Origin of the sequence: Bacillus australimaris, assembly GCF_001307105.1 — a bacterium.
Lineage (GTDB): Bacteria > Bacillota > Bacilli > Bacillales > Bacillaceae > Bacillus > Bacillus australimaris.
The window spans coordinates 414,290-436,618 of sequence record NZ_LGYN01000026.1 but is presented as its reverse complement, the minus strand read 5'-3'; the positions used below and the strand labels follow the sequence as shown (position 1 = coordinate 436,618).

Sequence of the window (22,329 nt, the reverse complement as noted above, 5' to 3'; positions counted from 1 at the left end):
AGAGGACAAAAATGAAAAGGGGTTCTGATTTTGGATATCGTATGGGGATATGTACTCGTTTTTGTATTGGCTGCTTTGCCTTTTTTTGAAGTGATTGGTGTCGTTCCATTCGCAATCTTAAGCGGGCTGCATCCTGTGACAACGGCTGTGATTGGATTCATCGGCAACTTTCTTACAGTCTTGTTTCTCATTGTGTTTGTGGACCGGTTTAAAGCATGGTGGTTGAAGAGAAAAGAAGAGAATGGTGATGAAAAAGGAGAGAAAAAGCAGCTGAGGGCGAGAAAAATTTGGGAACGATACGGTCTGCCTGGATTAGCGCTCATTGGTCCTTTTATCATTGGCAGTCATTTAGCGGCCTTGATGTGCATGAGCTTTGGAACGAAAAGAAAGCAAGTCGCGGTATGGATGACAGTCAGTTTAATGATGTGGACAGCGCTGGCAGCTAGCTTAACGGGTGCGGGATTCCATTACTTTGCCCCAGATTCCAATGGATTGTTCGGAGATATTTTTAACAAGTAAATAAGGGGGGGTATCAATGACTCATCAAACAAGGACAGTGCTTGAAACAGAGCGCCTGAAACTGAGAACAATGAATGAACAAGATGCGTCATTTTTATATCATGAGCTGTTCCAAGATGAAGAAGTAATGAAGTATTATCCCTCTTTAAAAGATGAACAGCAGACGAAAGAATGGATTGCATGGAATCAAAAGAATGACCGCATGTACCACATGTCATTATGGATTATTGAAGATAAAGAAACAAATGAACTCCTTGGACAAAGCGGAATTGTTCTGCAAAACATCGAAGGGCAAACGGAGCTTGAGATCGGCTATATGCTAAAGAAAGCGGCGTGGGGAAATGGCTACGCTTCTGAGGCTGCAAAAGGCTGTCTCACCTATGGATTTGAAGAAATGAAGGTCAGACGGATGGTCAGCTTAATTCGTCCTGAGAATGAAGCGTCGGTGAAGGTTGCTTTGAAAATGGGCATGAAAAAAGAAAAAACCATTTCAAAATGGGACCAAATCATTGATGTATACAGCATCACGCGTAACGGAGAAAACGGCTCGCTTACCGAATAAGCAGAGCCGTTTTTTTCTATTATCAACGCTGTTCTAACTGAAGCAAATATTTCTTCCGTTCAATTCCCCCGCCATAGCCACCGAGCTCACCACTTGTTTGAATCACGCGATGGCAGGGGATGATAATCGCCAATTGATTGGCACCATTTGCATTACCAACCGCCCGAACCAAATGCGGATCGCCCAGCTTTGTGGCTAGATCTCGATAGGATCTCGTTTCGCCGGAAGGAATGCGTGAGAGCTGGTCCCACACCTTCATTTGAAAAGGGGTGCCATGTAAGGAAAGTGGTACAGTAAACTGGGTCAGCTTTTTTTCAAAATATAAGGTCAATTCCTTTGCCAATTGCTGATGGACGTTTGTTTCTCCCACTAAAATGCGGGCATGATACTTCTTTCTCATGGTCTCAATTTCTTTTTCGAGTCCACGCCTGTCCATAAATTCCAGTAAGTACACATGTGTGGCATCTGTCACGCTAATCATCCGTCCGACCGGTGTGGAAATAAAATTTGCATAGAGAATGTTAACCTGCGCTTTTTTAGGTGGATTTCCCATGATTTTTGTAAATGCATCATTGAATGCACTCGAAGAATCATAGCCGAAGCTAACCTGCTGATCGATCACTTTTTTTCCGTTCAAAATTTCTTTAAAGGCAAGTCCCATTCGGCGTGATCTTGCATATTGAACAAAAGTCATGCCGTAAATGTCTTTAAATTTTCTTCGAGCCGTAGCGGAGTGAATCCCTAATTGGCGAAAGTCTTCTTCTTTCCAGCGTTTCTCAGGATTTTTTTCTATTGCTGAAACGAGTGTTTTGACTTCATCGGGAATGCTGTTTGGGTATGTTAATGGCGTGCAGCGCTTGCACGGACGATACCCTGCCAGCAGTGCTTCCTCCGCTGTAAAGAAAAACTCACAGTTTTCATATTTGGGCTTTCTAGCCGTACATGTGGCATGACAGAAGATTCCGGTTGTCTTAATACAGGCAAAGAATGTGCCGTCATATTGCGGATTCTTGTCAATAAGTGCTTGATAAAATTCATGTTTTTGTTCATCGGTCATCATCATACAATCCACCTCTTGATTTCCTATAAAATGTTTTTCAGGATTATTTGATCTATAAATGCAGCAGAACGTTCATCACATCAATTTTATTTCATTATATCAGCGATGTGATCAATGGGGAGCGTATCTAAACCTGATCCATCTCTCTCGTATAACAATCAAGCATTGCAAGTATCATAAACATGTCAATTTCCTCCTTTTCACATTTTTTATTTCCAGTTTTAGTTCATATATTTTAGTTGTTTTTGTTTCATTTCTTCATAAAAAGCTTCAACTTCTTGTTCGTAAAGAACGGTCTCAATGTCTTTGTATTTACGCTGGATCGTCAATGTAATGAAAAATAAATGGAATGTCATTTACGCTTACCTCCCTGTGACCTGTGTCTAACACTTAGTATACGGTGCTCCCATAAAATTTCTTTCGAAAAATGAACAAGTATATTTGAAGGTGGGAGGCAAAGCGTTAGACTGTCATTTCGGGGTGTGATACAATTTTTACACAGAATCTGCTCTACGTCAGATCTGCTTATAATGAATTGGTTTTCTAGGGTTCCGTGCAATTGTGCAGTCTGGACCGAGAGAAAACACATAGGGTCTTTGCAATAGAGACCATATGGACACGGAGGGATAAAAGCCCGGGAGATTTGATCAAACGATCGATTTCCGGGCTTTTTTGTTGCTTGGAATCGTTCAGAAAGGAAGAGATCGGATGAAGTGGGGAAATGTATTGATTGCGGCCATCTTTGAAGTCGGCTGGGTGATGGGGCTGAAATATGCTCATTCTATGCTGGAATGGAGTGCAACCGTTGTTTGTATTATCGCCAGCTTTTATTTACTCATGAAAGCAACAAGTGTACTACCAGTTGGCACACTTTATGCCGTTTTTACCGGTCTTGGAACAGCAGGTACCGTCATATTAGGCATGGTGCTTGGTGAGCCGGTTCAGATTGTCAAACTGCTGCTGATTGTGATGCTTTTGTCCGGTGTATTAGGACTGAAGCTTACAACAAGTGAAAAGAAAGGAGAGACTGAATCATGAGCTGGCTTTTACTCATTGGGGCAGGTATTTTAGAAATGCTTTGTGTCACCATGATGAATCAATTCCAGAAAGATCGACATGTCAAATGGATTTTATTCATAGCAGCTGGATTTTCGCTGTCCTTTTTCATGCTTTCTCTTGCAATGAATACGATTCCGATGGGAACGGCGTACGCCATTTGGACTGGAATTGGAGCTGCTGGAGGAGCTGTTGTCGGAATGCTGTTTTACGGTGAATCGAAGGACGCAAAACGTATTTTCTTTATCGCGCTAATTTTATCCGCGGCAGTCGGATTAAAAATCATTGAATAAGAAAAGGCTGGCATCTGCCAGCCTTTTTGTTACATCGAATGATGATTGGAATCGTTTTCATTTTTGCGGTAAAGCTGACTCACAAGCAGAAAACATACACCAAACGTGAGCAAAGGAATGAGTCTCTCACCGGTCATAAAAAGATACAAACCCGTGATCAGACATATGATGCCGAGCCAAAAGCTCACTTTACCAAACAAAGTCATACTTTTCATCTCCATCACTCCTTTTGTGGTAAAAGGTCTATCTACATTATATCACGCCAGATGCAGAATTGAATGAATATTCAATAAAAAATCCAGCTCTTCATTGCTTTTTCTCTTTCCAGTCCAGTATAATATTTCATTAGAATGAAAACGTAAATGAGGTCATAATTGATGAGAACATTGATTACAGAGAAACTTGAATTACACAGACAAAAGCACGAGCAAAAAGGCAGATTGCTTGTCAGCTGCCCGGATCAGCCTGGCATTGTGTCAGCTGTTTCTTCCTTTTTATTTGAGCACGGAGCGAACATCATTGAATCCAGCCAATATACAACAGATCATGAAAGCGGCCGTTTCTTTTTAAGAATTGAATTTGATTGGAAAGACATTTCGGCCAACTTAGATCAGCTGAAAAATAGCTTTGAGCCAATTGCCGCATCATTTCAAATGACCTGGAGCATGTCACGTGCCAGTGATTTGAAAAAGCTGGCGATCTTTGTATCGAAAGAGCTTCATTGTTTAAATGAACTTTTATGGGAATGGCAAAGCGGGAATCTTATGGCTGAAATCGCAGTTGTCATCAGCAATCATGAAACGGCAAAGGATACGGTCGAAGCACTCGGCATCCCATTCCATTTTGTGAAGGCGAATAAAGACATTCGTCAAGAGGCAGAAAAACAGCAGCTTGCTCTACTAGAAAAGTACGACATTGATGCCGTTGTGCTTGCTCGATACATGCAAATTTTAACGCCTAGATTTATTGAAGAGCATCCGAACAAAATCATTAATATTCATCATTCCTTCCTGCCAGCGTTTATCGGTGCAAATCCCTACAAGCGGGCATATGAGCGGGGAGTCAAATTAATTGGTGCGACTTCTCATTATGTCACCAATGATTTAGACGAAGGACCGATCATTGAACAGGATATTGAGCGTGTAGATCACCGGGATGATGCGGAAGCACTAAAAAATATTGGCAGAACAATTGAGCGGAGTGTACTTGCGCGTGCTGTCAAATGGCATCTAGAAGATCGAATTATTGTTCACGAGAATAAAACAATTGTCTTTAATTGAGTGCTTGACTTTTTTCTAGGAATTGGTGATAATATAAAAAAATTAACGAGCGTTGAAAAGGAATAGTAAGCAGGAACTGGTGCGTAAAGAGAGCAAATGACATGCTGAAACATTTGCCGCAGACAGCTGCTGAACCTGCCCTTTGAGCCTTAGAGGAAAAATCTAAGCGCGTGCCTGGCGTTACAGGAGTTGAGTGGAATAAGCAGACACATGCTTATTCAATGAAGGTGGTACCACGGAAAATCCCTTTTCGTCCTTTGCATAAGGAGAAAAAGGGATTTTTTTGTGCCTAAAGGTATAGCGGAGGGAATCAGGATGAAAAAGCAAAGGATCGTCATAAAAATTGGCAGCAGTTCATTAACAGAGCAAAAAGGAACCATTGATGAACAAAAGATGTTGGATCATGTAAGAGCCATAGCCAAGCTCAAAGAGGCAGGACATGAAATCATTTTAATTTCGTCAGGAGCCGTTGCGGCAGGATTTGGCAGCTTAGGATATCCATCAAGACCTGTTACCTTAAAAGGGAAGCAGGCCGCCGCAGCTGTTGGTCAGGGCTTGTTAATGCAAAAATATACAGAACTTTTTTCGCAGTTTCATATGACACCTGCACAAATGCTTTTAACTCGTAATGACTTTTCAGATCGAACAAGATATCGAAATGCTTACGCAACGATGATGGAACTGCTGGAAAGAAAAATTTTACCGATCATCAATGAAAATGATTCAGTTTCAATCGAAGAGCTTACCTTTGGAGATAATGACATGCTGTCAGCTCTAGTCAGTGGATTAATTCATGCAGATCAATTGATCATATTAACGGACATTAATGGCATTTATGATGCAAATCCAAATGAGCATCCTGAGGCAAAGCGTTTTGATGTACTGACCCACATTTCAGAAGAACTGTTTTCATATGCGAAGAGCACTGGTTCAAAGGTTGGAACTGGTGGAATGAAATCGAAGCTGTCTGCTGCACAAACGGCACTTTCACTTGGCGTGAAAGTGTTCATTGGCACAGGAACTGGGGAAGACAAGCTGCTTCACATTCTGGCGGGGCAAGGTGACGGAACGTATATCGGTGAACAAGACTTATCAGCCATCAACAACCGGCGCCAATGGATTCAATTCCACTCACCGGTCTCTGGAAAGATCATGATCGATGCAGGAGCCGAAGCAGCAATTTTGCATAACGGCAGAAGCCTTCTTCCGGCGGGAGTCATTGATGTCGCTGGTGACTTTTCTAGAGGAGAGGTCGTAGAAGTTGTTGGTCCAAATGGATTGGTTGGTAAGGGACAAACCTTGTACGCATCAGATGAGCTTCTCGGCATTAAAGGGATGCGAAGTGACGAGCTTTCAAAAGAGAAACCTGAGGTCATACACAGGGATCACTGGGTACAGCATGTACAAAACTGAGGAGGGAATACGATGAATGAAGTTCTTGAAAAAGCAAAAAAAGCAAGTGCAGCCAAAGATCAACTACTGCTAAAAACGACAGAACAAAAAAATGCTGCTTTACACGCTATCGCAGGTGCACTAAAAGCATCTTCAGCCTATTTAATAGAAGAGAACCACAAGGATGTTCAGGCTGCGGAAGAAAAGCAGTTCACACCATCTGTCATTGACCGGATCACGCTCACGGAAGAGAGAATTGAAGCCATTGCAGATGCGACCCTTCAACTCATTCAGCTCAAAGACCCAATTGGTGAAACGTTAGAAACCATTCAAAAAGAAAACGGGCTGTTCATCGAAAAGGTGCGTGTGCCGCTTGGTACGGTTGGCATGATTTATGAGGCAAGACCAAATGTGACAGTCGATGCTGCCACCCTTTGCTTAAAAACGGGGAATGCAGTGATTCTACGAGGAAGCTCATCTGCTATTCACAGTAATAAAGCGATTGTAAAGGTCATTCATGAAGCACTTCATACAACGGATATTCCAGTAGACAGTGTGCAGTTGATTGAAGATACTGGCCGTGAAACGGCGAAAACGCTGTTTACCTTAAATGAGTACCTCGATGTCCTCATTCCGCGAGGCGGGAAAAATTTAATTGATCTTGTAGTGAGAGAGTCGACCGTGCCAGTGCTTGAGACAGGTGCAGGAAATTGTCATATCTACATTGATGAAACGGCGAAAAACGAAATGGCTGAGAAGATTGTGCTGAATGCCAAAACGCAAAGACCATCCGTTTGTAATGCCATTGAGAGCATTGTCATTCATGAATCATGGGCAAAAACATATGGCGCTTCGTTATTTGAAGCCCTTCAATCAAATGGGGTAGAGATACGCGGCGATGAAGCAGTATGCGCGATTGCTCCTAGTGCTGCATTAGCAACTACAGAGGACTATGAAACGGAGTTTTTAGCGCCGATCGTCAGTATCAAAATTGTAGAGAACATAGAAGAAGCCATTCAGCATATTCAAACATATAGCTCCAAGCACTCTGAAGCGATCATTACGGAAAATGATGAGCATGCGTCCCTTTTCTTAACAGCTGTCGATGCTGCTGCTGTCTATCATAATGCCTCTACTCGTTTTACAGATGGCTTTGAATTCGGCTATGGAGCAGAAATAGGCATTAGTACCCAAAAACTGCATGCAAGAGGGCCGATGGGTCTGCCAGCCTTAACCTCCGAAAAATTTGTCATTCGTGGTCAAGGACAAATAAGAGAATAACCATTTCAAAAGAGAGTCTTGTGAAAACAGGCTCTCTTTTTCCTTTCATTTTTTGTATTTCTTCGGTCAAGTATGATAAAATATGGTAATGTTTTATATTTTGAGAAGATTGGAGAAGGCAACATATGGCGAAAATCATTCCCTCTTCGGATATTGGGGTGAAAATCAACAAGTGGTATGAATTAATCCGCAGATTTGATTCAGAACAAGCAGAACAGTTAAAGCAGGAAATTCGCACTTCTCTTGATTCAATGGAAGAAGATCAGAATTTGCTTCTCTATTTTTCTTTAATGGAATTTAGGCATGAAGTCATGCTTGATTATTTAAAGCCATTAAAGGAAGGAAAGCTTCGCGCCAACTTTTCCGAGCTTTCGAAAGAAATAGATGAGCATCAAACACATGTCACAGGCATGCTTGAATACTACTATCATTTTTTCAGGGGCATGTATGAATTCGGCCGGAGAGAGTACATTGCTGCCATATCGTCTTATCAAAAGGCAGAGCACAAGCTTTCTTTTGTATCAGATGATATTGAACGTGCGGAATATCATTTTAAAATGTCTGAAGTATATTATCACATGAAACAAACACATATCTCGATGCATCATGCTAAACTTGCGCTGGATGTTTATGTTCAGCATGAACTGTACGCGCTTCGCACCATTCAGTGTGAATTTATTGTGGCCGGTAACTATGATGATATGAGAAGGCATGAAAAGGCATTACCACATCTCGAAAGAGCACTTGCGAGATCCAGAGAGTTTCAGAATGTGCGTTTTATTGCTTCCTCGTTGTTTAATATGGGCAACAGTTATTACCGAATGGGAGACTTGAACCGTGCACTCGAATTAATGAAAGAATCCATCTCGTTATTTGATCAAAATCAATCCGATCATCTTCGTCGATCAATAGACCCTCTTTATACAGCCGCTCAGATATTATACAAACAAGGAAATCACGAAGAAGCATTACACTACAGAGAAGAATGTATGAAACGAGCAGAAGCTCTTCAGGATGACATTCATATTCAGAAGACCATATTTTTAGAAGCATTGTATTTAAGACAAGATGCTGAGTATATTAAACGAATTTTCCATTTTTTAGAGTCTGCTTATGCATATCCAGATATAGAAGAGCTGGCGTTAGATACCGCAAAGTATTATAATGAAATGGAGGATTATGAAAAATCTTCCATGTTCTATAGGGAAGCAGAACATGCTCGAATCTATATTCAGAGAGGGGATTGTTTATATGAATTTTAAAAAATGGGCAGTCGTCTGTACAAGCATCACCGTCATGGCATTGTTACTGGCATCAGCAAATACCGACCCAGATAACAGAAACCACACGCTAGAACAACAGAACTCACAGCATGATACGATTTAAAAGCCCTTGTTAAAGGGCTTTTTTTACTGTCTAAAGATTTGAGAACATGCTCATAAAAAGAAAACGAAGAGGAAATCTTAAAAAAGAGTGTGAATTGATTGACTCTGCAATTTAAATTGTGTACAATTCAATTGTAGAAAACATTATTGGAGAGAAAGAGGGTTATATTCATGTCAGACGTTTTATTTACTGCAACTGTATCAGCTGTCGGCGGAAGAGAAGGAAAGGTTGTTTCAACAGATGGTGTACTTGAGCATGATGTAGCAATGCCTGGAACACCAAGAGCAAAAAAACTTGAAAAAGCAACAAATCCAGAGCAATTATTCGCAGCAGGCTACTCTGCATGTTTTGATTCAGCCCTTCAAATGGTAGCGAGACAAGAGCGTATCCGTTTTGAAAGTGAAGTAACGGCACATGTAAGCTTAATAAAAGACAGTTCAGATGGCGGTTTCAAACTTGGCGTTCAATTAGAAGTAAAGGGAACTGGAATCGAGCAATCAGCATTAGAAGAACTTGTTCATAAAGCACACGGCGTATGCCCATATTCAAAAGCAACTCAAGGAAACATCGAAGTAGAACTAGTAGCTGTCGCAAAATAATAGATATAGACATGATAAAAGGCTGAGGGAACAATTCCCTCAGCCTTTTGGTTGTGTTAATTTTTGCAAAAGTTCATGTAAAGACGCACGCAGTGTTTTTAGCTCTTCTTCCGATCTGCCTGTCCCAGACAGCATGTGAGATGGAATGGCAGTGGCCTTTTCTTTTAGCTGTTCGCCGTATTCCGTTAAACGAATGTCTACAGAACGCTCATCCTCTTTCGAACGTTCTCGAATGATGAGTCCGTTTTGCTCCATCCGTTTCAGCATGGGTGTGAGTGTGCCAGAGTCTAAATAGAGAAGCTCTCCCATCGTTTTCACATTTAATGTCCCATGCTCCCACAATAAAAGCAGTGCCAAATATTGCGGATAGGTAATGTTTAATTCTTCTAATAACGGTTTATACTGCTTCGTCATCTCTCGTGAACTTGCATATAACAAGAAACAAAGCTGATTCTCCAGCTTCATGTGTTCGAATTCATTTGTCATGTCTGTCACCAACTATTTTTCGTCATACTTATCATTGTATAAGATTTTCTTCCTTTTTAAAATAAATACAGACAAAAAGTGAAAAATTCTTCAATGTGCGATAAATGTTTGAGAAATGAATAGAACGTGAAAAGAATCAATAGATGAAGGAGGAGATGAAGATGAAACCATTATTCACAGCAAAAGTAAAAGCGCAGCATGGAAGAGCAGGACATGTTCGTTCAGAAGATGGTGTACTCGATCATAACATTGTCATGCCTAATGCAAAGAAAGACGGAGAGACTGGTACGAATCCAGAGCAATTATTTGCAGCAGGCTATGCAGCTTGTTTCGGAGGCGCACTTGAACAAGTAGCGAAGAAGCAAGGGGTAGAGATAGAATCGGAAGTAGAAGGACATGTTAGTCTTTTAAAAGATGAGAGTGATGGAGGCTTTAAGCTTGGCGTAAAGCTAATTGTATCTGCGAAAGGTCTTGATCATGACAAAGTGAAAGAGCTTGTCCGTGCTGCACATGAATTTTGCCCATATTCAAAAGCAACAAGAGGGAACATTGAAGTAGAGCTTGAAGTGGCGGAGTAATAGTAGAAGACACCTGCCCACAGCAGGTGTCTCAGCGCGCAGACAAACCCTCGCATTCGGTGTCAGGTCTGCGCTCCGGTGCTCACCCTTCCTAGACTGCAAAGGTTTTCTTTTCACGCTGAAAAGAAGACAAAGGACTAAAATCAAAATGATTTTAGTCCTTTGTCAACAATCTGCAACACCTGCTCACAGCAGGTGTCTTTTTTTAATATTCTTTCTTTTGATCATATGCTTCCCATGCTTCAAATGGTGCAAGGGTTTTTTGAGGTGTCAGCTTGAAAAATGGTATATTTCTTGATTCGTATTCTTTGTTGATTTCTTCATAAATAAACGAGTCATCAAATCCAGAATCCGCTGCATCTTGATGTCCAGCAGCAAAATACACCGCTTTTGGTCTAGCCCAGTAAATAGCGCCAAGGCACATCGGACAAGGCTCACAGCTTGTGTATAGAATACAATCTTCTAATTGGTATGTATGTAGAGTTTGGCACGCCTTTCGAATGGCTGTGACTTCTGCATGTGCGGTTGGATCGTTACTCGTTGTCACATTGTTGCTTCCCTCTGCAATAATCTGACCATCCTTGACAATGACTGCTCCAAAAGGGCCGCCAGTACCACTATTGACTCCTTCTACTGCAAGATCAATTGCGCGTTGTAAAAAATCTTCGTGATTCATTGTCTTCCTCCCTTTGTTCGACTGACTTCTCTAGTATAAACGAATCATGCTAGAAAAGAAATCATCGCAGTAGAAGATCGGACAGGACAATTTGCATATAAAAACCCCTGCTGTGTTCAGCAGGGGAGGGCATTTCATTATGCGTGCTGCGCTAGTTTTTTACGAGCGACTTCAGCCGCTGTGACCATGTTTTTCAAAGCAGCAATGGTTTCAGGCTCTTGTCTAGTTTTTAGACCACAATCAGGATTTACCCAGAAGCGATCTGTCGGACAAACGTTCAGCGCATCATCAATGATGTGGCTCATTTCTTCCACAGATGGAACGCGCGGGCTATGGATGTCATAAACACCTAGTCCAAGTCCTTTTAAATACGGATGCTTTTCTAAGTAATCGAGGAATCCGCCATGACTGCGTGAATGTTCAATTGTGATCACGTCAGCATCCAGGTCTTCGATCGTATCGACAATATCCTCGAAGTTACTGTAGCACATATGTGTATGAATTTGCGTTTCATTTTGAACAGATGATGTTGATAAACGGAACGACTCTGCTGCCCAGTTTAAATATTCTGCCCAATCACTTTCTTTGAGCGGAAGACCTTCTCTTAGTGCAGGCTCATCCACTTGAATGACTTGTATACCAGCTTCCTCTAACGCTTCTACCTCTTTGCGCAAAGCGAAAGCGATTTGGAAAGCAATGTCTTTCCGGGAAATATCCGTTCTTGGGAAAGACCAGTTTAAGATGGTGACAGGTCCTGTCAGCATTCCCTTGACCTTTTTCTCTGTTAAGCTTTGTGCGTAAACCGTCTCTTTCACTGTCATTGGCTCTGTAAACTCTACATCTCCATAAATGATTGGCGGCTTCACGCAGCGTGATCCATAGGATTGCACCCAAGCAAATTTCGTAAAGGCAAACCCAGCTAGTTTTTCACCGAAGTATTCAACCATGTCTGTGCGTTCGAATTCTCCATGTACGAGCACATCCAGGCCAATTTCTTCTTGAATATCAATCCATCTTTTTGTTTCTTCCTTAATAAATTCATCGTACTCTGCATCTGTCCACTCATTTTTACGCCACTTTTGACGAGCACTGCGTACTTCAGCAGATTGCGGGAAGCTGCCAATTGTTGTCGTTGGAAGAAGCGGCAGTTCAAGAGATTCATTTTGAATGCGAAGGCGTTCTTCAAAGGCAACTGGACGTTTAAAATCTTTCGATGAAAGATTGTTGCGTTCTGCTGTTAAATCCGCATTTGTTCCTTTTGCGAACTCTTTTAAGGTAAGAAGTGCTTGTGCAGCTTCATTGATGTCGGCATCAATAGCCGCTGCTCCTTTTGTTAAACCTTCTTTTAGCAGTGTTAATTCAGCCAGTTTTTCAGTTGCATAAGATAGTCCATTTAATAGTTTTTCTTCAAGCTGTTCGCTTGGGTGCTTTGCAACTGGCACATGCAGTAAGCTGCTTGATGGCTGCAGCCACACTTCTTTTGGCTGAGCGTCAGCAATGACTTCAGAAATGAAGGATAATCTTTCGCCAAGATCTGATCTCCAAATATTTCTTCCATCAATGACACCAGCTGCTAAAATTTTATCTTTCGGGAAGCCGTGCTTTTTCACTTGATCAAGGTTGCGCCCTTGATCATGGACAAAATCAAGACCGATCGCTTCAACAGGATATGTGACAAGCTCCTCATACGCGTCTACTGAATCAAAGTATGTTTGAAGAAGAATATTTAAGGCAGGTACGGCTTCTTTAATTGTTTCATAGATTTCTTTTACAGCTTTTACGTCTTCACTTGAAGCTGTAACAAGTGCTGGCTCATCAATTTGAACCCATTTGACACCAGCTTCTTCAAGTTCTTTTAAAACCTGAATATAAAGCGGCACTAGACGCTGCTGGATTTCTTTCACTTCATTTGCTTCATAGCCTTTAGAAAGTGAGACAAATGTATAAAGACCAAGTACAACAGGCTTGGTTTCAACACCAATCGCCTTTTTCACCTTTTCGTAGGCTTCAAGCGGTTTGTTGTGTGTGAGTTTAAATTCCGTGCTTTTCTCGTATTCTGGAACGATGTAGTGATAGTTTGTATTAAACCATTTTGTCATTTCACTTGAGACGGCGTCTTTTGTACCTCTTGCCATCGCGAAGTATGTATCTAGCGGGTCTTTTAAGCTGCGGAAGCGTTCTGGAATCCAATTGAACATAACAGCTGTATCCAGTACGTGATCATAGAAGGTAAAGTCTCCAGAAGGAACAACATCAATTTGTTGATTGATTTGCGTTTTAATGGCCGTTAAAAATTGTTCATCCAGTGTGCTTAAGAGGGTTTCACGGTCTGTTTGACCTTTCCAATAAGACTCAAGTGCTTTTTTCCATTCTCTGTTTAAACCAATTCGGGGAAAACCTAGATTACTTGTTTTAACAATTGTCAATTCCAATTCCTCCTCTAAATATAAAAAGACATTTACACTCATGGCCAAGATTGATGAGGGCAAATGTCTGGTTTAAAAAGACAAAATGTGTGTGCGAAAGAAGGCGTGAGCATAACTGACGCTTTTCCGACATCTCCTATCAACCGTAGGGGGTTTGATGTGATAGAGCGGCTGGTATCCTGGCTGGTGAATCTGCAAGCCTTTCATCCTTCCCATCCTTATGACAGTGGATTCATGAGAAAAGCTCTCCTCACTCACAGTGGCGGGACCGCGCCGGATTTTCACCGGTCTTCCCAATTAAAATTCGATGTGTGATCGAATTACCGACTCTCAAACTATGAATTTATTGTGTTCGATTATATAACGTTCACTTCATTTCGTCAAAGTAAATTTTGAATAATTTTAATTAAAAAAATCCTGAGAAAATTCTTGCTTTTCTCAGGACCTCTATGGAAGCTATAGAGATAAAAGGTCTGCTTCCAATGTTTTTTCTAAAAGGACATCAGGCGCAGTTAAATATAGAAATCCATTCCCTACAAGGGCTTTCGATTGCTTTAGTGGAAGGGTTCTTCTGACAAGCTGAGCATAGACCTCAGGCTCTGTCAGCTTGCGCTGAAACGCATCTTCTTCGGCATTTTTGATGATGGCTAGTGCACCGCTTACGTGAGGGGCAGCCATTGAAGTTCCTGTGAGTCTGCCATATTTATGGTTAGGAAGTGTGGATAAAATGTCTTCTCCTGGAGCGACGAGGTCGATTTCTTTATTAGCATTGGAAAATTCAGAGGATTCTCTTGCAAGGGAGACAGAGCCGACGGCAATAACTTCATTGTATGCTGCTGGATAGGAGAACTCTTCCGTACGCTCGTCCCCGTCACCTTCATTTCCTGCTGCACATACAACAAGCACACCACTATTTACCGCATTTTGAATGGCTTCCTGCAGTTCTGGCTCATTGCTTGGACCACCGAGAGACATGGAGATAATATCCACCTTCTGCTCTGCGGCGTAGTTAATCCCATTAATGATCCATTCATATTTTCCGCTGCCATTTTCACCGCCAAGAACTTTCACGATAAGCAGCTTGGCTTCAGGGGCAACCCCTAAAATTCCGCCATTTTGATCTGTTGCTGCAATTGTTCCTGCTACATGGGTACCATGCCCATTGTAGTCTTTTACATTTTCAGCATCTCCATTGTCATCATCGGTAAAATTCTTGCCACCGATAATCTGATCTTTTAAGTCGGGATGCTCTGTGTCACAGCCTGTATCAAGGACAGCGATGGTTATGCCTTTTCCTTTGAAGCCACTTGACCAAAGTTCGGGTGCTTTAATCTCCTGAATACTTTCCGGCGTCTCTTTCGCTTCCATCACATTGGCTTTTACTTCATACGGAATTAAGCGAATTTCACCTTTCATAAGAAAGCCCTCCTTATTTTGTTTTCAAAGTAGATTCAGGCTGCATAATGTTATTGTATAAAAGAAACTTTTGATCGGAAAGGGTCAATTGTAATCATTTTTAGAATAATCAATCTATTATTAAAAATGCAGTTCTCCTCACTTATTGACGAAAAAGCTCACCTTTTGAAGAAAACTCTTGATATCATATGAAAATGAAGGAAATACTGCATAGTGAGCTTGCACCTGTACAGATGAAAATGGGTGAATAGAACCAAAAAAGATGATCTTGCAAAACAACAAAATTAATTGATAGGTGAGTAGTGAGGAGAAAGGAGAACGAGAAAAACATTTTCCCCAAAAAATATTTCATTCTCTAGTGTTCGTTTCATGAACAGTTAAGTTAATAGCAAATTCATGATAATCTGTTCACCAATTGGGCCAGTTTTTCTTCTACCTGTATCCTGAAAGCCTATTTGTGTATATAGAGTTTGGGCAGGGATATTTTGATGATTCACGGCCAGTACGATCTCGTTATAGGTAGGAAATTCAGAGGTGACGAATGGTTTTAATAACGACATGGCATGTTTGGCATACCCTTTTCTTTGCTGCGTCTGATGAATAGATAATGAAGTTAACAATATAGCGTTTGGGTTATTTGAATATTCCTTAACACGATCTGTGGTATGTAATACAAAGAAGCCAACTGGTTCCTTTTCATGTAGTATGACAATTCGGTGTTGTCCTTCAGTAAACTCAAAATATTCACTTGGTAAAGCAGTGAATTTTGCTTGTTCTTTGTCTAGATTAAAAGACGTTAAGCCTTCTAAATATGCCTCTGAAAAGTGTGCTAATGTGATGTTGTCATATCTGATCATAATGTCATGTTCCTCCTTGTCTTTTATAAATGGGCAATGCGTAACCTATATATGTTAATAATAGCTCAATTATAGAACATATGTTCCTTCGGGTCAATGATTAAGAACCTTTCTGTTGAAAAAAGTTAGATGTGAAGATTGTGACTGTTCCAAATGATAAAGGCAACATATAATAATGGAAAGACAAGCTTGCCTATCAGATAGGAGAGATAGAGATGAACAAAGGGAAGATACTCGTAGTTGAGGATGAAAAGAAAATTGCAAGGGTGCTGTCACTTGAACTTGAATATGAAGGATATGAGGTGACAGTGAAAGGAACAGGAATGGACGGACTTCAGGCTCTTGAAGAAGAAAGCTTCGATTTGGTGCTACTTGACGTCATGCTTCCAGAATTAAGCGGACTTGAAGTGCTGAGAAGAGTACGTAAGACAAATACATCGACACCAATTATTTTGATTACAGCAAGAGGAAGTGTTCCTGATAAGGTAAGCGGGCTTGACCTTGGAGCGAATGATTATATAACAAAACCTTTTGACATAGAAGAATTATTAGCGAGAATTCGCGCGCAGTTAAGGTTAAATATACATGCGAAAGAAGAAAAGGAAATAGAGCTGAGTATAGCAGATTTAACTGTCAATGAGAAAACTAGAGAAATACAAAGGGCGGGGCAAATGCTTGAACTGACACCGAGAGAATATGACCTGCTTGTCCATTTGCTGAAACATCAGCAGCAAGTGCTCACAAGAGATCAGCTTTTAACAGCCGTTTGGGGCTTTGATTATTTCGGTGATACAAACGTAGTGGATGTCTATATCCGTTATTTAAGGAAAAAAGTCGATTACCCATTTGAAAAACAGCTGATTCACACAGTGAGAGGTGTGGGTTATGTGATGAAAGGATAAAGAATGAGATTAAAAAATAAGATTCAGCTTTATACGTCGTTGTCTTTGTTTTTAATGGTGCTGCTATTTCATACAGCGATATATTTTATTTTTTCAATGACCTTGACCCAAAAAGATATGTCCCGTCTGTCTGAAGTGGCTGAAAATATTGCGATTGCGTTAAAAAAGTCAGAAGAAGAAGGTCTTCCATCCTCAGAGCTGCTGAAGGCATACCTGCCTCAAAATGGGATGATCCGTGTCGTGACAGAAACGGGTGAGTCAAAGCTGACTGTCACAAAGGAATCAACGTTTAGCTCACTGCCTTTTACATATGAATCTGGTCAGACGGCAGAAATCAAAGAATACAATAAGCATATGATTGCGTTTGCGGCCATTCCAGTTATTTGGACAAATGGCGAGATTGTGTCTCTTCAAGTATATGAAGAAATTGAAAATACGGAAGAGAACTTAGCGTTATTGAAAATGATTTTAATCGCTGCAGGTGTTTTGTTTATTATGCTTTCTTATGTTGCAGGGCACATTTTAACCAAACAAATTGTTCGCCCAATTAGTCGAATGACCAATACGATGAAAGCAAGTATGAAGGAAAAGGCATTTAAACGAATTGAATTAACAAGTGATTCAAAGGATGAATTATATCAAATGGGTCAAACCTTTAATGAAATGTCTGAAATTCTTGAGAAACATTATGAGAAAGAACAGCAATTTTTGCATGATGCCTCTCATGAATTGAAGACACCAATTACCGTCATTATGAGCTACAGCAATTTACTAAAACGCTGGGGGCAAACACGTCCAGAGGTTGTAGAAGAATCCTCCCAAGCGATTCATGACGAAGCGAAAAAAATGAAAAGACTGACAGATCAATTGCTGACATTGGCGAAAAACGGTCAGCCGCTTTACTTGGATATGAAGCCAGTTGATCTTGGTCATTTGTGCAAGCAGATATGTCATACACTTGAAGTGGCAACCAATCGAACCATTCAATCTCATGTGCAAACAGATCGACCGCTTATCGCGGAAGGAGACGAAGAGAAAATCAAACAGCTTTTGACCATCTTGATTGATAATGCGGTCAAATATAGTGCAGAGCCAGTTGATGTGACCTGCGGAAGGGCAGGAGACAAGCCATTTATTTCAGTGATTGATCAAGGAATTGGCATGAAAGAAGAGGATCTGCCGAAAATCTTTGACCGCTTTTTCCGTGTGGATGAAGCGAGAAACAGTGAGACGGGCGGAACCGGACTTGGCCTTTCAATTGCGAAGCAAATTGCAGAAGAGCATGGGGCCGAACTGAAGGTAGACAGCCGTATCGGCGAAGGGACAGCCATGACCATTCTTTTTCAAAAATAAATGGGTCTTTTCTCATCAATTTCTCATTTCCTCCTTATAAAATAGGAAATAGGAAGGGGGCGCTGCATTGTCTAGAAAAACGAAAATGGTGCTTGCGCTCGCAGGATGCCTTGCGATTCTTGCGGCCTTTGCCATGATTATGATCCAAACCATTGATCAAAAAATATTAAGTGAAGCAGAAATCAAAAAAATGATCGCAAAAGACTACAATGGAAACATTACACATATTGATTTAATCAATCATAAACAAGACTATACATTGACGCTGGAAAATTCAAATGGTATCTATCAGATCATTGCATCTTCTGCAAGCGGTCAAATGAAAGAAATCACACAGTTAAAAAGCTATCAAAAGCCAAATGAAAAAAATGCTGAACTTCAAGCAGAAGAAGCGGCAGTGAAAAAAGTGAATGGCACTGTAATTCAAAAGAAAGAAAAAGCCGATCGTTTTACCTTTACAATTCAATCAAAAAAAGAACTGTATCAAGTTGATGTTGATAAAGAAACGTTTAAGGTGATCGAAGCAGAAAAGAAAAAGCCTGCCTCTAAAGAAAAGAAGCCGACAAAAATAACGGTGGAAGAAGCCATTCAAATCGCTGTCAAAGAAGTTGGCGGGACAGTAGATGATGCCGATCTTGAAACATTTAGCGGGATGCTCGTGTTTGAGGTGGAACTGGATTTGCCTGACGGCAGAGAGGCTGAGGTACTTGTGAACGCCTATACAGGAGACATTGAGGGCATTACGTACGAAAACTAATTCTTTTCTCATGATTTTCTCATGTTTCTTTCCTTCCTTTATCATCTTGTTTTTTTAAGATGTAGAAGAAATCAAATAGAGGAGGAAATGAATATGATGAAAAAAATACTAGTAGCTACAGCATTAACGGGAACTCTTGTTGCAGGTGGTTTCTCACTTCAAGCGCTAAATACAAATCAAACAGCAAATGCTGAACAAGTGGTGCAAAAAAAATCATCTTTCGTCTCAAAGAAACAAGCTGAAAAAGCAGCCTTAAAAGTAGTCAAAGGCTACGTAGATGATGTGGATCTTGAGCGTAAAAAAGGAAAATGGGTGTATGAGGTCGAGATTAAAAAAGGCGGCTTTGAATATAAAGTATATGTGGATGCGAAAACAGGAAAAGCGCTGAATGACCCAGTGAAAGAAAAGAAAAAAAATGTGAAGATCACGAAAAAACAGGCTGAAAAAATTGCCCTTACAAAAGTAAAAGGCACAGTCACTGATTCTGATCTAGATAAAGAAAATGGTGTATACATTTATGAAATTGAAATCACAACACCAAGCGGCGAGGAAGTTGATTTTGAGATTTCCGCTAAAACAGGCAAAATCCTGAAGCAAGAATGGGATGATTAAGCCATCACACCAAACCTTACACTTTCATGTGTAAGGTTTTTTCATTGGGACAAACTACGGGAAAGGAGGCGAGAGATTATGAAGAAAAAAGAAGAAGAGCAGACAATGGACTATGCGGAATATGTTCCGCGTCCTGATGGAGAAGGATATGCTTTGTTTTTGCATGATTCCTTTCATCTCCTCTCCCAAGAGGACATGAATCAGCCAGAAGAGGAATAAAAGGTCTATAAGGGCGATGGTCAAGCTGTCCATCGCTCTTTTTTAAAAAAGTAAGCGAATACATTAGGAATCTGGGCATCTTGCTTATTGACATCATTCCGCTTTTTCTGTAATCTCAGTGTGTTAACAATATGAGACTTCGTTAGGTGAGGCTCCTGTATGGAGATACGCTGCTGCCCAAAAATGTCCAAAGACGCCAATGGGTCAACAGAAATCATCGACATAAGGTGATTTTTAATGCAGCTGGATTTATCCTATGCCATACAGTGCTAAAGCTCTACGATTGAAGGAGCAAGTGTTTATTTTGTCATGCTTACAAAGCGCCTTCATTCAGTTGAAGGTGCTTTTTTATGAGAAAAGGAGGTGTGGGGATGGATCATCCCGATTCGAGACACATAGAGAGTATGTCAAAAGATCAGATTGACGCATCAGATAAAGGAGATCCTGACCCCCGCACATTCTAAGGGATTCGGGTATCTCCTGACTTTGGGGAGGTTACAGCGATGATACAGAACATTACGTACGATGAACTCATTTTAAGAATCATTATTTTACTAAGAGATGGCAAACGCAAAGAATTTAAAAACATTATGGAAGAACTTCAGCCATACGATATGGCCTACTTATTTAAAGAACTTCCGGAAAAACACCGCGGCCGCTTTCTTAGTTTTTTAACAGTCGATGATGTGACGGAAATGATGGGTGAGCTTGAGCGGGAATACCAAGAAATCGTTCTTGAAAAAGTAGGGAAAGACAAAGCTACCTTCGTCACAAACAAAATGGATAACGATGACCTAGCCAACTTGTTTGATGAAATGGACGATGAGCTGAAAGATCAGCTTTTATCAAACATGGAGGCAGAGGAATCAAAGGCCGTCCAGCTTCTCATGAATTATCCTGCTGAGACAGCAGGACGGATCATGACCAACCGGTATGTATGGATTCCTCAGCATTACACGGTTCAGGACGCAGTTGTAAAGCTGAAAAGCTTTGCTGAAATTGCCGAATCGATCAACTATTTATATGTCATTAACGATCAAAAGCAGCTTGTAGGGGTTTTGTCGTACCGTGATCTTATTTTAGGTGAGCCGGATGAAAAGGTGCAGGATCTTATGTTTACAAGAGTCATTGCCGTTGGTGCCTTTCAGGATCAGGAAGAAATCGCAAAGCTGATTGAACGGTATGATTTTCTTGCCATTCCTGTTGTGGAAGAGAACAATGTCCTAGTCGGGATCGTCACAGTCGATGATATCATTGATGTTGTCATTCAAGAGGCAAGTGAAGACTATGAGAAATTTGCTGCCTCTGGTAAAGATATTACGTTCGACACGCCCGCTTTTGTTGCGGCATACCGCCGGCTCCCGTGGCTCATTTTGCTTTTATTCATTGGGCTGATTTCAGGCAGTATTTTAAATTATTTTGAAGATACCCTTCAGCAAGTGGTCGCTTTAGCCTTTTTCATGCCGATGATTGCTGGGATGACAGGGAATACAGGTACACAGTCGCTTGCGGTCGTCATTAGAGGGCTTTCAAAAGAAGAATTAACGAAAAAAACCATTATCCGCCTGATTTTTAGAGAGCTGAGAACAAGTATTTATATTGGGATTGTCTGTTCAATCATTATTACAGTCGTCGCAATGGTGTGGCAGGGAAATATGATTTTAGGTTTTGTTGTCGGTTCCTCACTCCTAGCAACCCTTATTATTGGAACAATGGCAGGTACGGTTGTGCCTATTATTTTACACAGATTAAACGTGGATCCGGCTATTGCATCAGGGCCGCTGATTACAACATTGAATGATATTTTATCACTGCTGATCTATTTTGGAATTGCAACAGCGTTCCTCCATACACTTATGTAGCAAGAAGACTGTAAAACATGACGCTTTACAGTCTCAGCGCGCTGACAAACCTTCGCATTCGGTGTCAGTCCTTGCGTGCCGGTGCTCACGAATGTTCAATTCGCTCCGCTCCGGTACTCGTCCTTCCTAGACTTCAAAGGTTTTCAGATCACGCTGAAAGGTAGACAAAGGACTAAAATAAACATCATTTTAGCCCTTTGTCCACATACTAAGACTGTAAAACATGACGTTTTACAGTCTTTTTTGAATAAAGATTGCATATAGCGCTTCCATCCTTTACATTTTAAGGAGAAGGTGGGAGAGAAATATGAAGAAGTTTTTATTCATTTTGATATGTATGCTTTTGCTGAGTGCATGTCAAAGGGAAGACGAGGGGAAAGACCGAAGGCTAGTGGCTGCAGAGCATATGCTTGAAGCCATCACTGAAGGAAATAAAAGAAAAATGGAAGATGTCTACGTGGAAGGCGCGGTCCCAAGCCCGAATGACATTCTGAAACTGAAAAAAGAATGGGGCATAGACACACTTTCTTATGAGGATTTTCAATTGGAAGAAGCCAGCATTCACGTGTTCCATGCGAATTATGAAGATGAAAAAACTGGGGAGAAAAAGGCACTTGCCCTCCGAGTGACAGAGGATCCAGAAAAAGGCGGCGTGCTGATTGACTTTGTAGGGGTCGTTGAAGGAACTGATGCTTCCTCTAAATAAAAAAATTGTTTAAAAACTATAATGAAATTTATTTATTTACAAGGATAGAAG

At 40.9% G+C, this 22,329-nt stretch carries 25 protein-coding genes, 3 riboswitches and 1 other annotated feature; of the genes, 17 read left to right on the top strand and 8 right to left on the bottom strand.

From position 1 onward, the window contains the following. Positions 1 to 30: 30 nt before the first annotated feature. Both AKG37_RS13875 and AKG37_RS13870 read left to right on the top strand, forming a co-directional pair. Complete coding sequence (locus AKG37_RS13875) at positions 31 to 519, top strand: small multi-drug export protein (protein ID WP_060699330.1); 489 nt, start codon at positions 31 to 33, stop codon at positions 517 to 519. A gap of 16 nt (positions 520 to 535) precedes the next feature. Further along, positions 536 to 1,081, top strand: a complete 546-nt coding sequence (locus AKG37_RS13870) for a GNAT family N-acetyltransferase (protein WP_060699329.1) — start codon at positions 536 to 538, stop codon at positions 1,079 to 1,081. Between the two features lie 22 nt (positions 1,082 to 1,103). Here the strand turns inward: AKG37_RS13870 and AKG37_RS13865 are convergent, their stop codons facing one another. Next, positions 1,104 to 2,144 (bottom strand): bifunctional transcriptional activator/DNA repair enzyme AdaA, encoded by a 1,041-nt coding sequence (locus AKG37_RS13865; protein WP_060699328.1) that lies wholly within the window; start codon positions 2,142 to 2,144, stop codon positions 1,104 to 1,106. Positions 2,145 to 2,362: 218 nt separating this feature from the next. Continuing rightward, positions 2,363 to 2,497 carry a YrzI family small protein gene (locus AKG37_RS18610; protein WP_077233722.1) on the bottom strand — a complete coding sequence of 45 codons (135 nt, stop codon included), beginning with the start codon at positions 2,495 to 2,497 and terminating at the stop codon, positions 2,363 to 2,365. Between the two features lie 176 nt (positions 2,498 to 2,673). Further along, a riboswitch (guanidine-I (ykkC/yxkD leader) is annotated at positions 2,674 to 2,784 on the top strand. Positions 2,785 to 2,849: 65 nt separating this feature from the next. Between AKG37_RS18610 and AKG37_RS13860 the strand changes: the two genes are divergently transcribed. Then, positions 2,850 to 3,179: a DMT family transporter gene (locus AKG37_RS13860; RefSeq protein ID WP_060699327.1), complete on the top strand. Its 330-nt coding sequence runs from the start codon at positions 2,850 to 2,852 to the stop codon at positions 3,177 to 3,179. Next, the gene (locus tag AKG37_RS13855; RefSeq protein ID WP_060699326.1) at positions 3,176 to 3,490 is read left to right on the top strand and encodes a DMT family transporter; all 315 of its coding nucleotides are present in this window, start codon (positions 3,176 to 3,178) and stop codon (positions 3,488 to 3,490) included. Before AKG37_RS13860 ends, AKG37_RS13855 begins: the two co-directional genes overlap by 4 nt. A 29-nt stretch (positions 3,491 to 3,519) precedes the next feature. Here the strand turns inward: AKG37_RS13855 and AKG37_RS13850 are convergent, their stop codons facing one another. After that, a complete protein-coding gene (locus AKG37_RS13850) occupies positions 3,520 to 3,705 on the bottom strand; it encodes a hypothetical protein (protein ID WP_060699325.1) in 186 nt (61 codons plus the stop codon). A 162-nt stretch (positions 3,706 to 3,867) separates the two neighbouring features. Here AKG37_RS13850 and purU point away from each other — a divergent pair, with 162 nt between their 5' ends. The 5 genes from purU (at position 3,868) to AKG37_RS13820 (ending at position 9,428) form a co-directional block, all read left to right on the top strand. Next, complete coding sequence (purU, locus tag AKG37_RS13845; protein WP_060699324.1) at positions 3,868 to 4,770, top strand: formyltetrahydrofolate deformylase; 903 nt, start codon at positions 3,868 to 3,870, stop codon at positions 4,768 to 4,770. A gap of 43 nt (positions 4,771 to 4,813) precedes the next feature. Further along, positions 4,814 to 5,031, top strand: a binding site (T-box leader). A gap of 54 nt (positions 5,032 to 5,085) precedes the next feature. Then, on the top strand, positions 5,086 to 6,183 hold the full coding sequence (proB, locus tag AKG37_RS13840; RefSeq protein ID WP_060699323.1) for a glutamate 5-kinase: 1,098 nt from the start codon (positions 5,086 to 5,088) through the stop codon (positions 6,181 to 6,183). Positions 6,184 to 6,195: 12 nt separating this feature from the next. Next, positions 6,196 to 7,443, top strand: a complete 1,248-nt coding sequence (locus AKG37_RS13835) for a glutamate-5-semialdehyde dehydrogenase (protein WP_060699322.1) — start codon at positions 6,196 to 6,198, stop codon at positions 7,441 to 7,443. A gap of 125 nt (positions 7,444 to 7,568) precedes the next feature. Continuing rightward, on the top strand, positions 7,569 to 8,705 hold the full coding sequence (locus AKG37_RS13830) for a response regulator aspartate phosphatase (RefSeq protein ID WP_060699321.1): 1,137 nt from the start codon (positions 7,569 to 7,571) through the stop codon (positions 8,703 to 8,705). Between the two features lie 294 nt (positions 8,706 to 8,999). After that, positions 9,000 to 9,428 (top strand): organic hydroperoxide resistance protein, encoded by a 429-nt coding sequence (locus tag AKG37_RS13820; protein WP_060699319.1) that lies wholly within the window; start codon positions 9,000 to 9,002, stop codon positions 9,426 to 9,428. A 39-nt stretch (positions 9,429 to 9,467) separates the two neighbouring features. Here AKG37_RS13820 and AKG37_RS13815 read toward each other — a convergent pair whose 3' ends face one another. After that, positions 9,468 to 9,914 (bottom strand): MarR family winged helix-turn-helix transcriptional regulator, encoded by a 447-nt coding sequence (locus tag AKG37_RS13815; RefSeq protein ID WP_060699318.1) that lies wholly within the window; start codon positions 9,912 to 9,914, stop codon positions 9,468 to 9,470. Positions 9,915 to 10,075: 161 nt separating this feature from the next. Between AKG37_RS13815 and ohrB the strand changes: the two genes are divergently transcribed. Next, a complete protein-coding gene (gene ohrB, locus AKG37_RS13810) occupies positions 10,076 to 10,492 on the top strand; it encodes an organic hydroperoxide resistance protein OhrB (RefSeq protein ID WP_060699317.1) in 417 nt (138 codons plus the stop codon). Between the two features lie 205 nt (positions 10,493 to 10,697). Here the strand turns inward: ohrB and guaD are convergent, their stop codons facing one another. From guaD to AKG37_RS13790, 4 genes are all read right to left on the bottom strand, one after another. Beyond that, positions 10,698 to 11,168, bottom strand: coding sequence for a guanine deaminase (guaD, locus tag AKG37_RS13805; protein WP_060699316.1), 471 nt, complete (start codon positions 11,166 to 11,168; stop codon positions 10,698 to 10,700). A gap of 137 nt (positions 11,169 to 11,305) precedes the next feature. Then, positions 11,306 to 13,594 (bottom strand): 5-methyltetrahydropteroyltriglutamate--homocysteine S-methyltransferase, encoded by a 2,289-nt coding sequence (gene metE / locus AKG37_RS13800; RefSeq protein WP_060699315.1) that lies wholly within the window; start codon positions 13,592 to 13,594, stop codon positions 11,306 to 11,308. Between the two features lie 152 nt (positions 13,595 to 13,746). Further along, positions 13,747 to 13,938: riboswitch (cobalamin riboswitch) on the bottom strand. Between the two features lie 112 nt (positions 13,939 to 14,050). Next, positions 14,051 to 15,010 carry a S8 family peptidase gene (locus AKG37_RS13795; protein WP_060699314.1) on the bottom strand — a complete coding sequence of 320 codons (960 nt, stop codon included), beginning with the start codon at positions 15,008 to 15,010 and terminating at the stop codon, positions 14,051 to 14,053. A gap of 377 nt (positions 15,011 to 15,387) precedes the next feature. Next, positions 15,388 to 15,867 carry a GNAT family N-acetyltransferase gene (locus AKG37_RS13790; RefSeq protein WP_060699313.1) on the bottom strand — a complete coding sequence of 160 codons (480 nt, stop codon included), beginning with the start codon at positions 15,865 to 15,867 and terminating at the stop codon, positions 15,388 to 15,390. A 215-nt stretch (positions 15,868 to 16,082) separates the two neighbouring features. Between AKG37_RS13790 and AKG37_RS13785 the strand changes: the two genes are divergently transcribed. The 7 genes from AKG37_RS13785 (at position 16,083) to AKG37_RS13755 (ending at position 22,278) form a co-directional block, all read left to right on the top strand. Beyond that, positions 16,083 to 16,769 carry a response regulator transcription factor gene (locus AKG37_RS13785; protein WP_060699312.1) on the top strand — a complete coding sequence of 229 codons (687 nt, stop codon included), beginning with the start codon at positions 16,083 to 16,085 and terminating at the stop codon, positions 16,767 to 16,769. 3 nt (positions 16,770 to 16,772) lie between these two features. Next, the gene (locus AKG37_RS13780; protein ID WP_060699311.1) at positions 16,773 to 18,122 is read left to right on the top strand and encodes an ATP-binding protein; all 1,350 of its coding nucleotides are present in this window, start codon (positions 16,773 to 16,775) and stop codon (positions 18,120 to 18,122) included. A 67-nt stretch (positions 18,123 to 18,189) separates the two neighbouring features. After that, positions 18,190 to 18,879 carry a PepSY domain-containing protein gene (locus AKG37_RS13775; protein ID WP_060699310.1) on the top strand — a complete coding sequence of 230 codons (690 nt, stop codon included), beginning with the start codon at positions 18,190 to 18,192 and terminating at the stop codon, positions 18,877 to 18,879. 93 nt (positions 18,880 to 18,972) lie between these two features. Beyond that, complete coding sequence (locus tag AKG37_RS13770; protein ID WP_060699309.1) at positions 18,973 to 19,491, top strand: PepSY domain-containing protein; 519 nt, start codon at positions 18,973 to 18,975, stop codon at positions 19,489 to 19,491. Positions 19,492 to 19,569: 78 nt separating this feature from the next. Then, positions 19,570 to 19,710, top strand: coding sequence for a hypothetical protein (locus AKG37_RS19040; protein WP_162838486.1), 141 nt, complete (start codon positions 19,570 to 19,572; stop codon positions 19,708 to 19,710). Between the two features lie 131 nt (positions 19,711 to 19,841). Then, positions 19,842 to 20,005: riboswitch (M-box (ykoK) riboswitch) on the top strand. 208 nt (positions 20,006 to 20,213) lie between these two features. Then, positions 20,214 to 21,572, top strand: coding sequence for a magnesium transporter (gene mgtE, locus AKG37_RS13760; RefSeq protein WP_060699307.1), 1,359 nt, complete (start codon positions 20,214 to 20,216; stop codon positions 21,570 to 21,572). Positions 21,573 to 21,879: 307 nt separating this feature from the next. Next, positions 21,880 to 22,278 carry a metal ABC transporter substrate-binding protein gene (locus AKG37_RS13755; protein ID WP_060699306.1) on the top strand — a complete coding sequence of 133 codons (399 nt, stop codon included), beginning with the start codon at positions 21,880 to 21,882 and terminating at the stop codon, positions 22,276 to 22,278. The last annotated feature ends 51 nt before the right edge of the window (positions 22,279 to 22,329 follow it).

Coding starts and splice junctions, on each gene's coding strand:
- AKG37_RS13785 (WP_060699312.1), top strand. CDS start 16,083: ATGAACAAAGGGAAGATACTCGTAGTTGAGGATGAAAAGAAAATTGCA.
- AKG37_RS13815 (WP_060699318.1), bottom strand. CDS start 9,914: ATGACAAATGAATTCGAACACATGAAGCTGGAGAATCAGCTTTGTTTC.
- AKG37_RS13865 (WP_060699328.1), bottom strand. CDS start 2,144: ATGATGATGACCGATGAACAAAAACATGAATTTTATCAAGCACTTATT.
- AKG37_RS18610 (WP_077233722.1), bottom strand. CDS start 2,497: ATGACATTCCATTTATTTTTCATTACATTGACGATCCAGCGTAAATAC.
- AKG37_RS13780 (WP_060699311.1), top strand. CDS start 16,773: ATGAGATTAAAAAATAAGATTCAGCTTTATACGTCGTTGTCTTTGTTT.
- AKG37_RS13850 (WP_060699325.1), bottom strand. CDS start 3,705: ATGAAAAGTATGACTTTGTTTGGTAAAGTGAGCTTTTGGCTCGGCATC.
- guaD (WP_060699316.1), bottom strand. CDS start 11,168: ATGAATCACGAAGATTTTTTACAACGCGCAATTGATCTTGCAGTAGAA.
- AKG37_RS13755 (WP_060699306.1), top strand. CDS start 21,880: ATGAAGAAGTTTTTATTCATTTTGATATGTATGCTTTTGCTGAGTGCA.
- ohrB (WP_060699317.1), top strand. CDS start 10,076: ATGAAACCATTATTCACAGCAAAAGTAAAAGCGCAGCATGGAAGAGCA.
- proB (WP_060699323.1), top strand. CDS start 5,086: ATGAAAAAGCAAAGGATCGTCATAAAAATTGGCAGCAGTTCATTAACA.
- AKG37_RS19040 (WP_162838486.1), top strand. CDS start 19,570: ATGAAGAAAAAAGAAGAAGAGCAGACAATGGACTATGCGGAATATGTT.
- AKG37_RS13835 (WP_060699322.1), top strand. CDS start 6,196: ATGAATGAAGTTCTTGAAAAAGCAAAAAAAGCAAGTGCAGCCAAAGAT.
- AKG37_RS13855 (WP_060699326.1), top strand. CDS start 3,176: ATGAGCTGGCTTTTACTCATTGGGGCAGGTATTTTAGAAATGCTTTGT.
- mgtE (WP_060699307.1), top strand. CDS start 20,214: ATGATACAGAACATTACGTACGATGAACTCATTTTAAGAATCATTATT.
- purU (WP_060699324.1), top strand. CDS start 3,868: ATGAGAACATTGATTACAGAGAAACTTGAATTACACAGACAAAAGCAC.
- AKG37_RS13820 (WP_060699319.1), top strand. CDS start 9,000: ATGTCAGACGTTTTATTTACTGCAACTGTATCAGCTGTCGGCGGAAGA.
- AKG37_RS13870 (WP_060699329.1), top strand. CDS start 536: ATGACTCATCAAACAAGGACAGTGCTTGAAACAGAGCGCCTGAAACTG.
- AKG37_RS13795 (WP_060699314.1), bottom strand. CDS start 15,010: ATGAAAGGTGAAATTCGCTTAATTCCGTATGAAGTAAAAGCCAATGTG.
- AKG37_RS13830 (WP_060699321.1), top strand. CDS start 7,569: ATGGCGAAAATCATTCCCTCTTCGGATATTGGGGTGAAAATCAACAAG.
- AKG37_RS13790 (WP_060699313.1), bottom strand. CDS start 15,867: ATGATCAGATATGACAACATCACATTAGCACACTTTTCAGAGGCATAT.
- AKG37_RS13770 (WP_060699309.1), top strand. CDS start 18,973: ATGATGAAAAAAATACTAGTAGCTACAGCATTAACGGGAACTCTTGTT.
- AKG37_RS13860 (WP_060699327.1), top strand. CDS start 2,850: ATGAAGTGGGGAAATGTATTGATTGCGGCCATCTTTGAAGTCGGCTGG.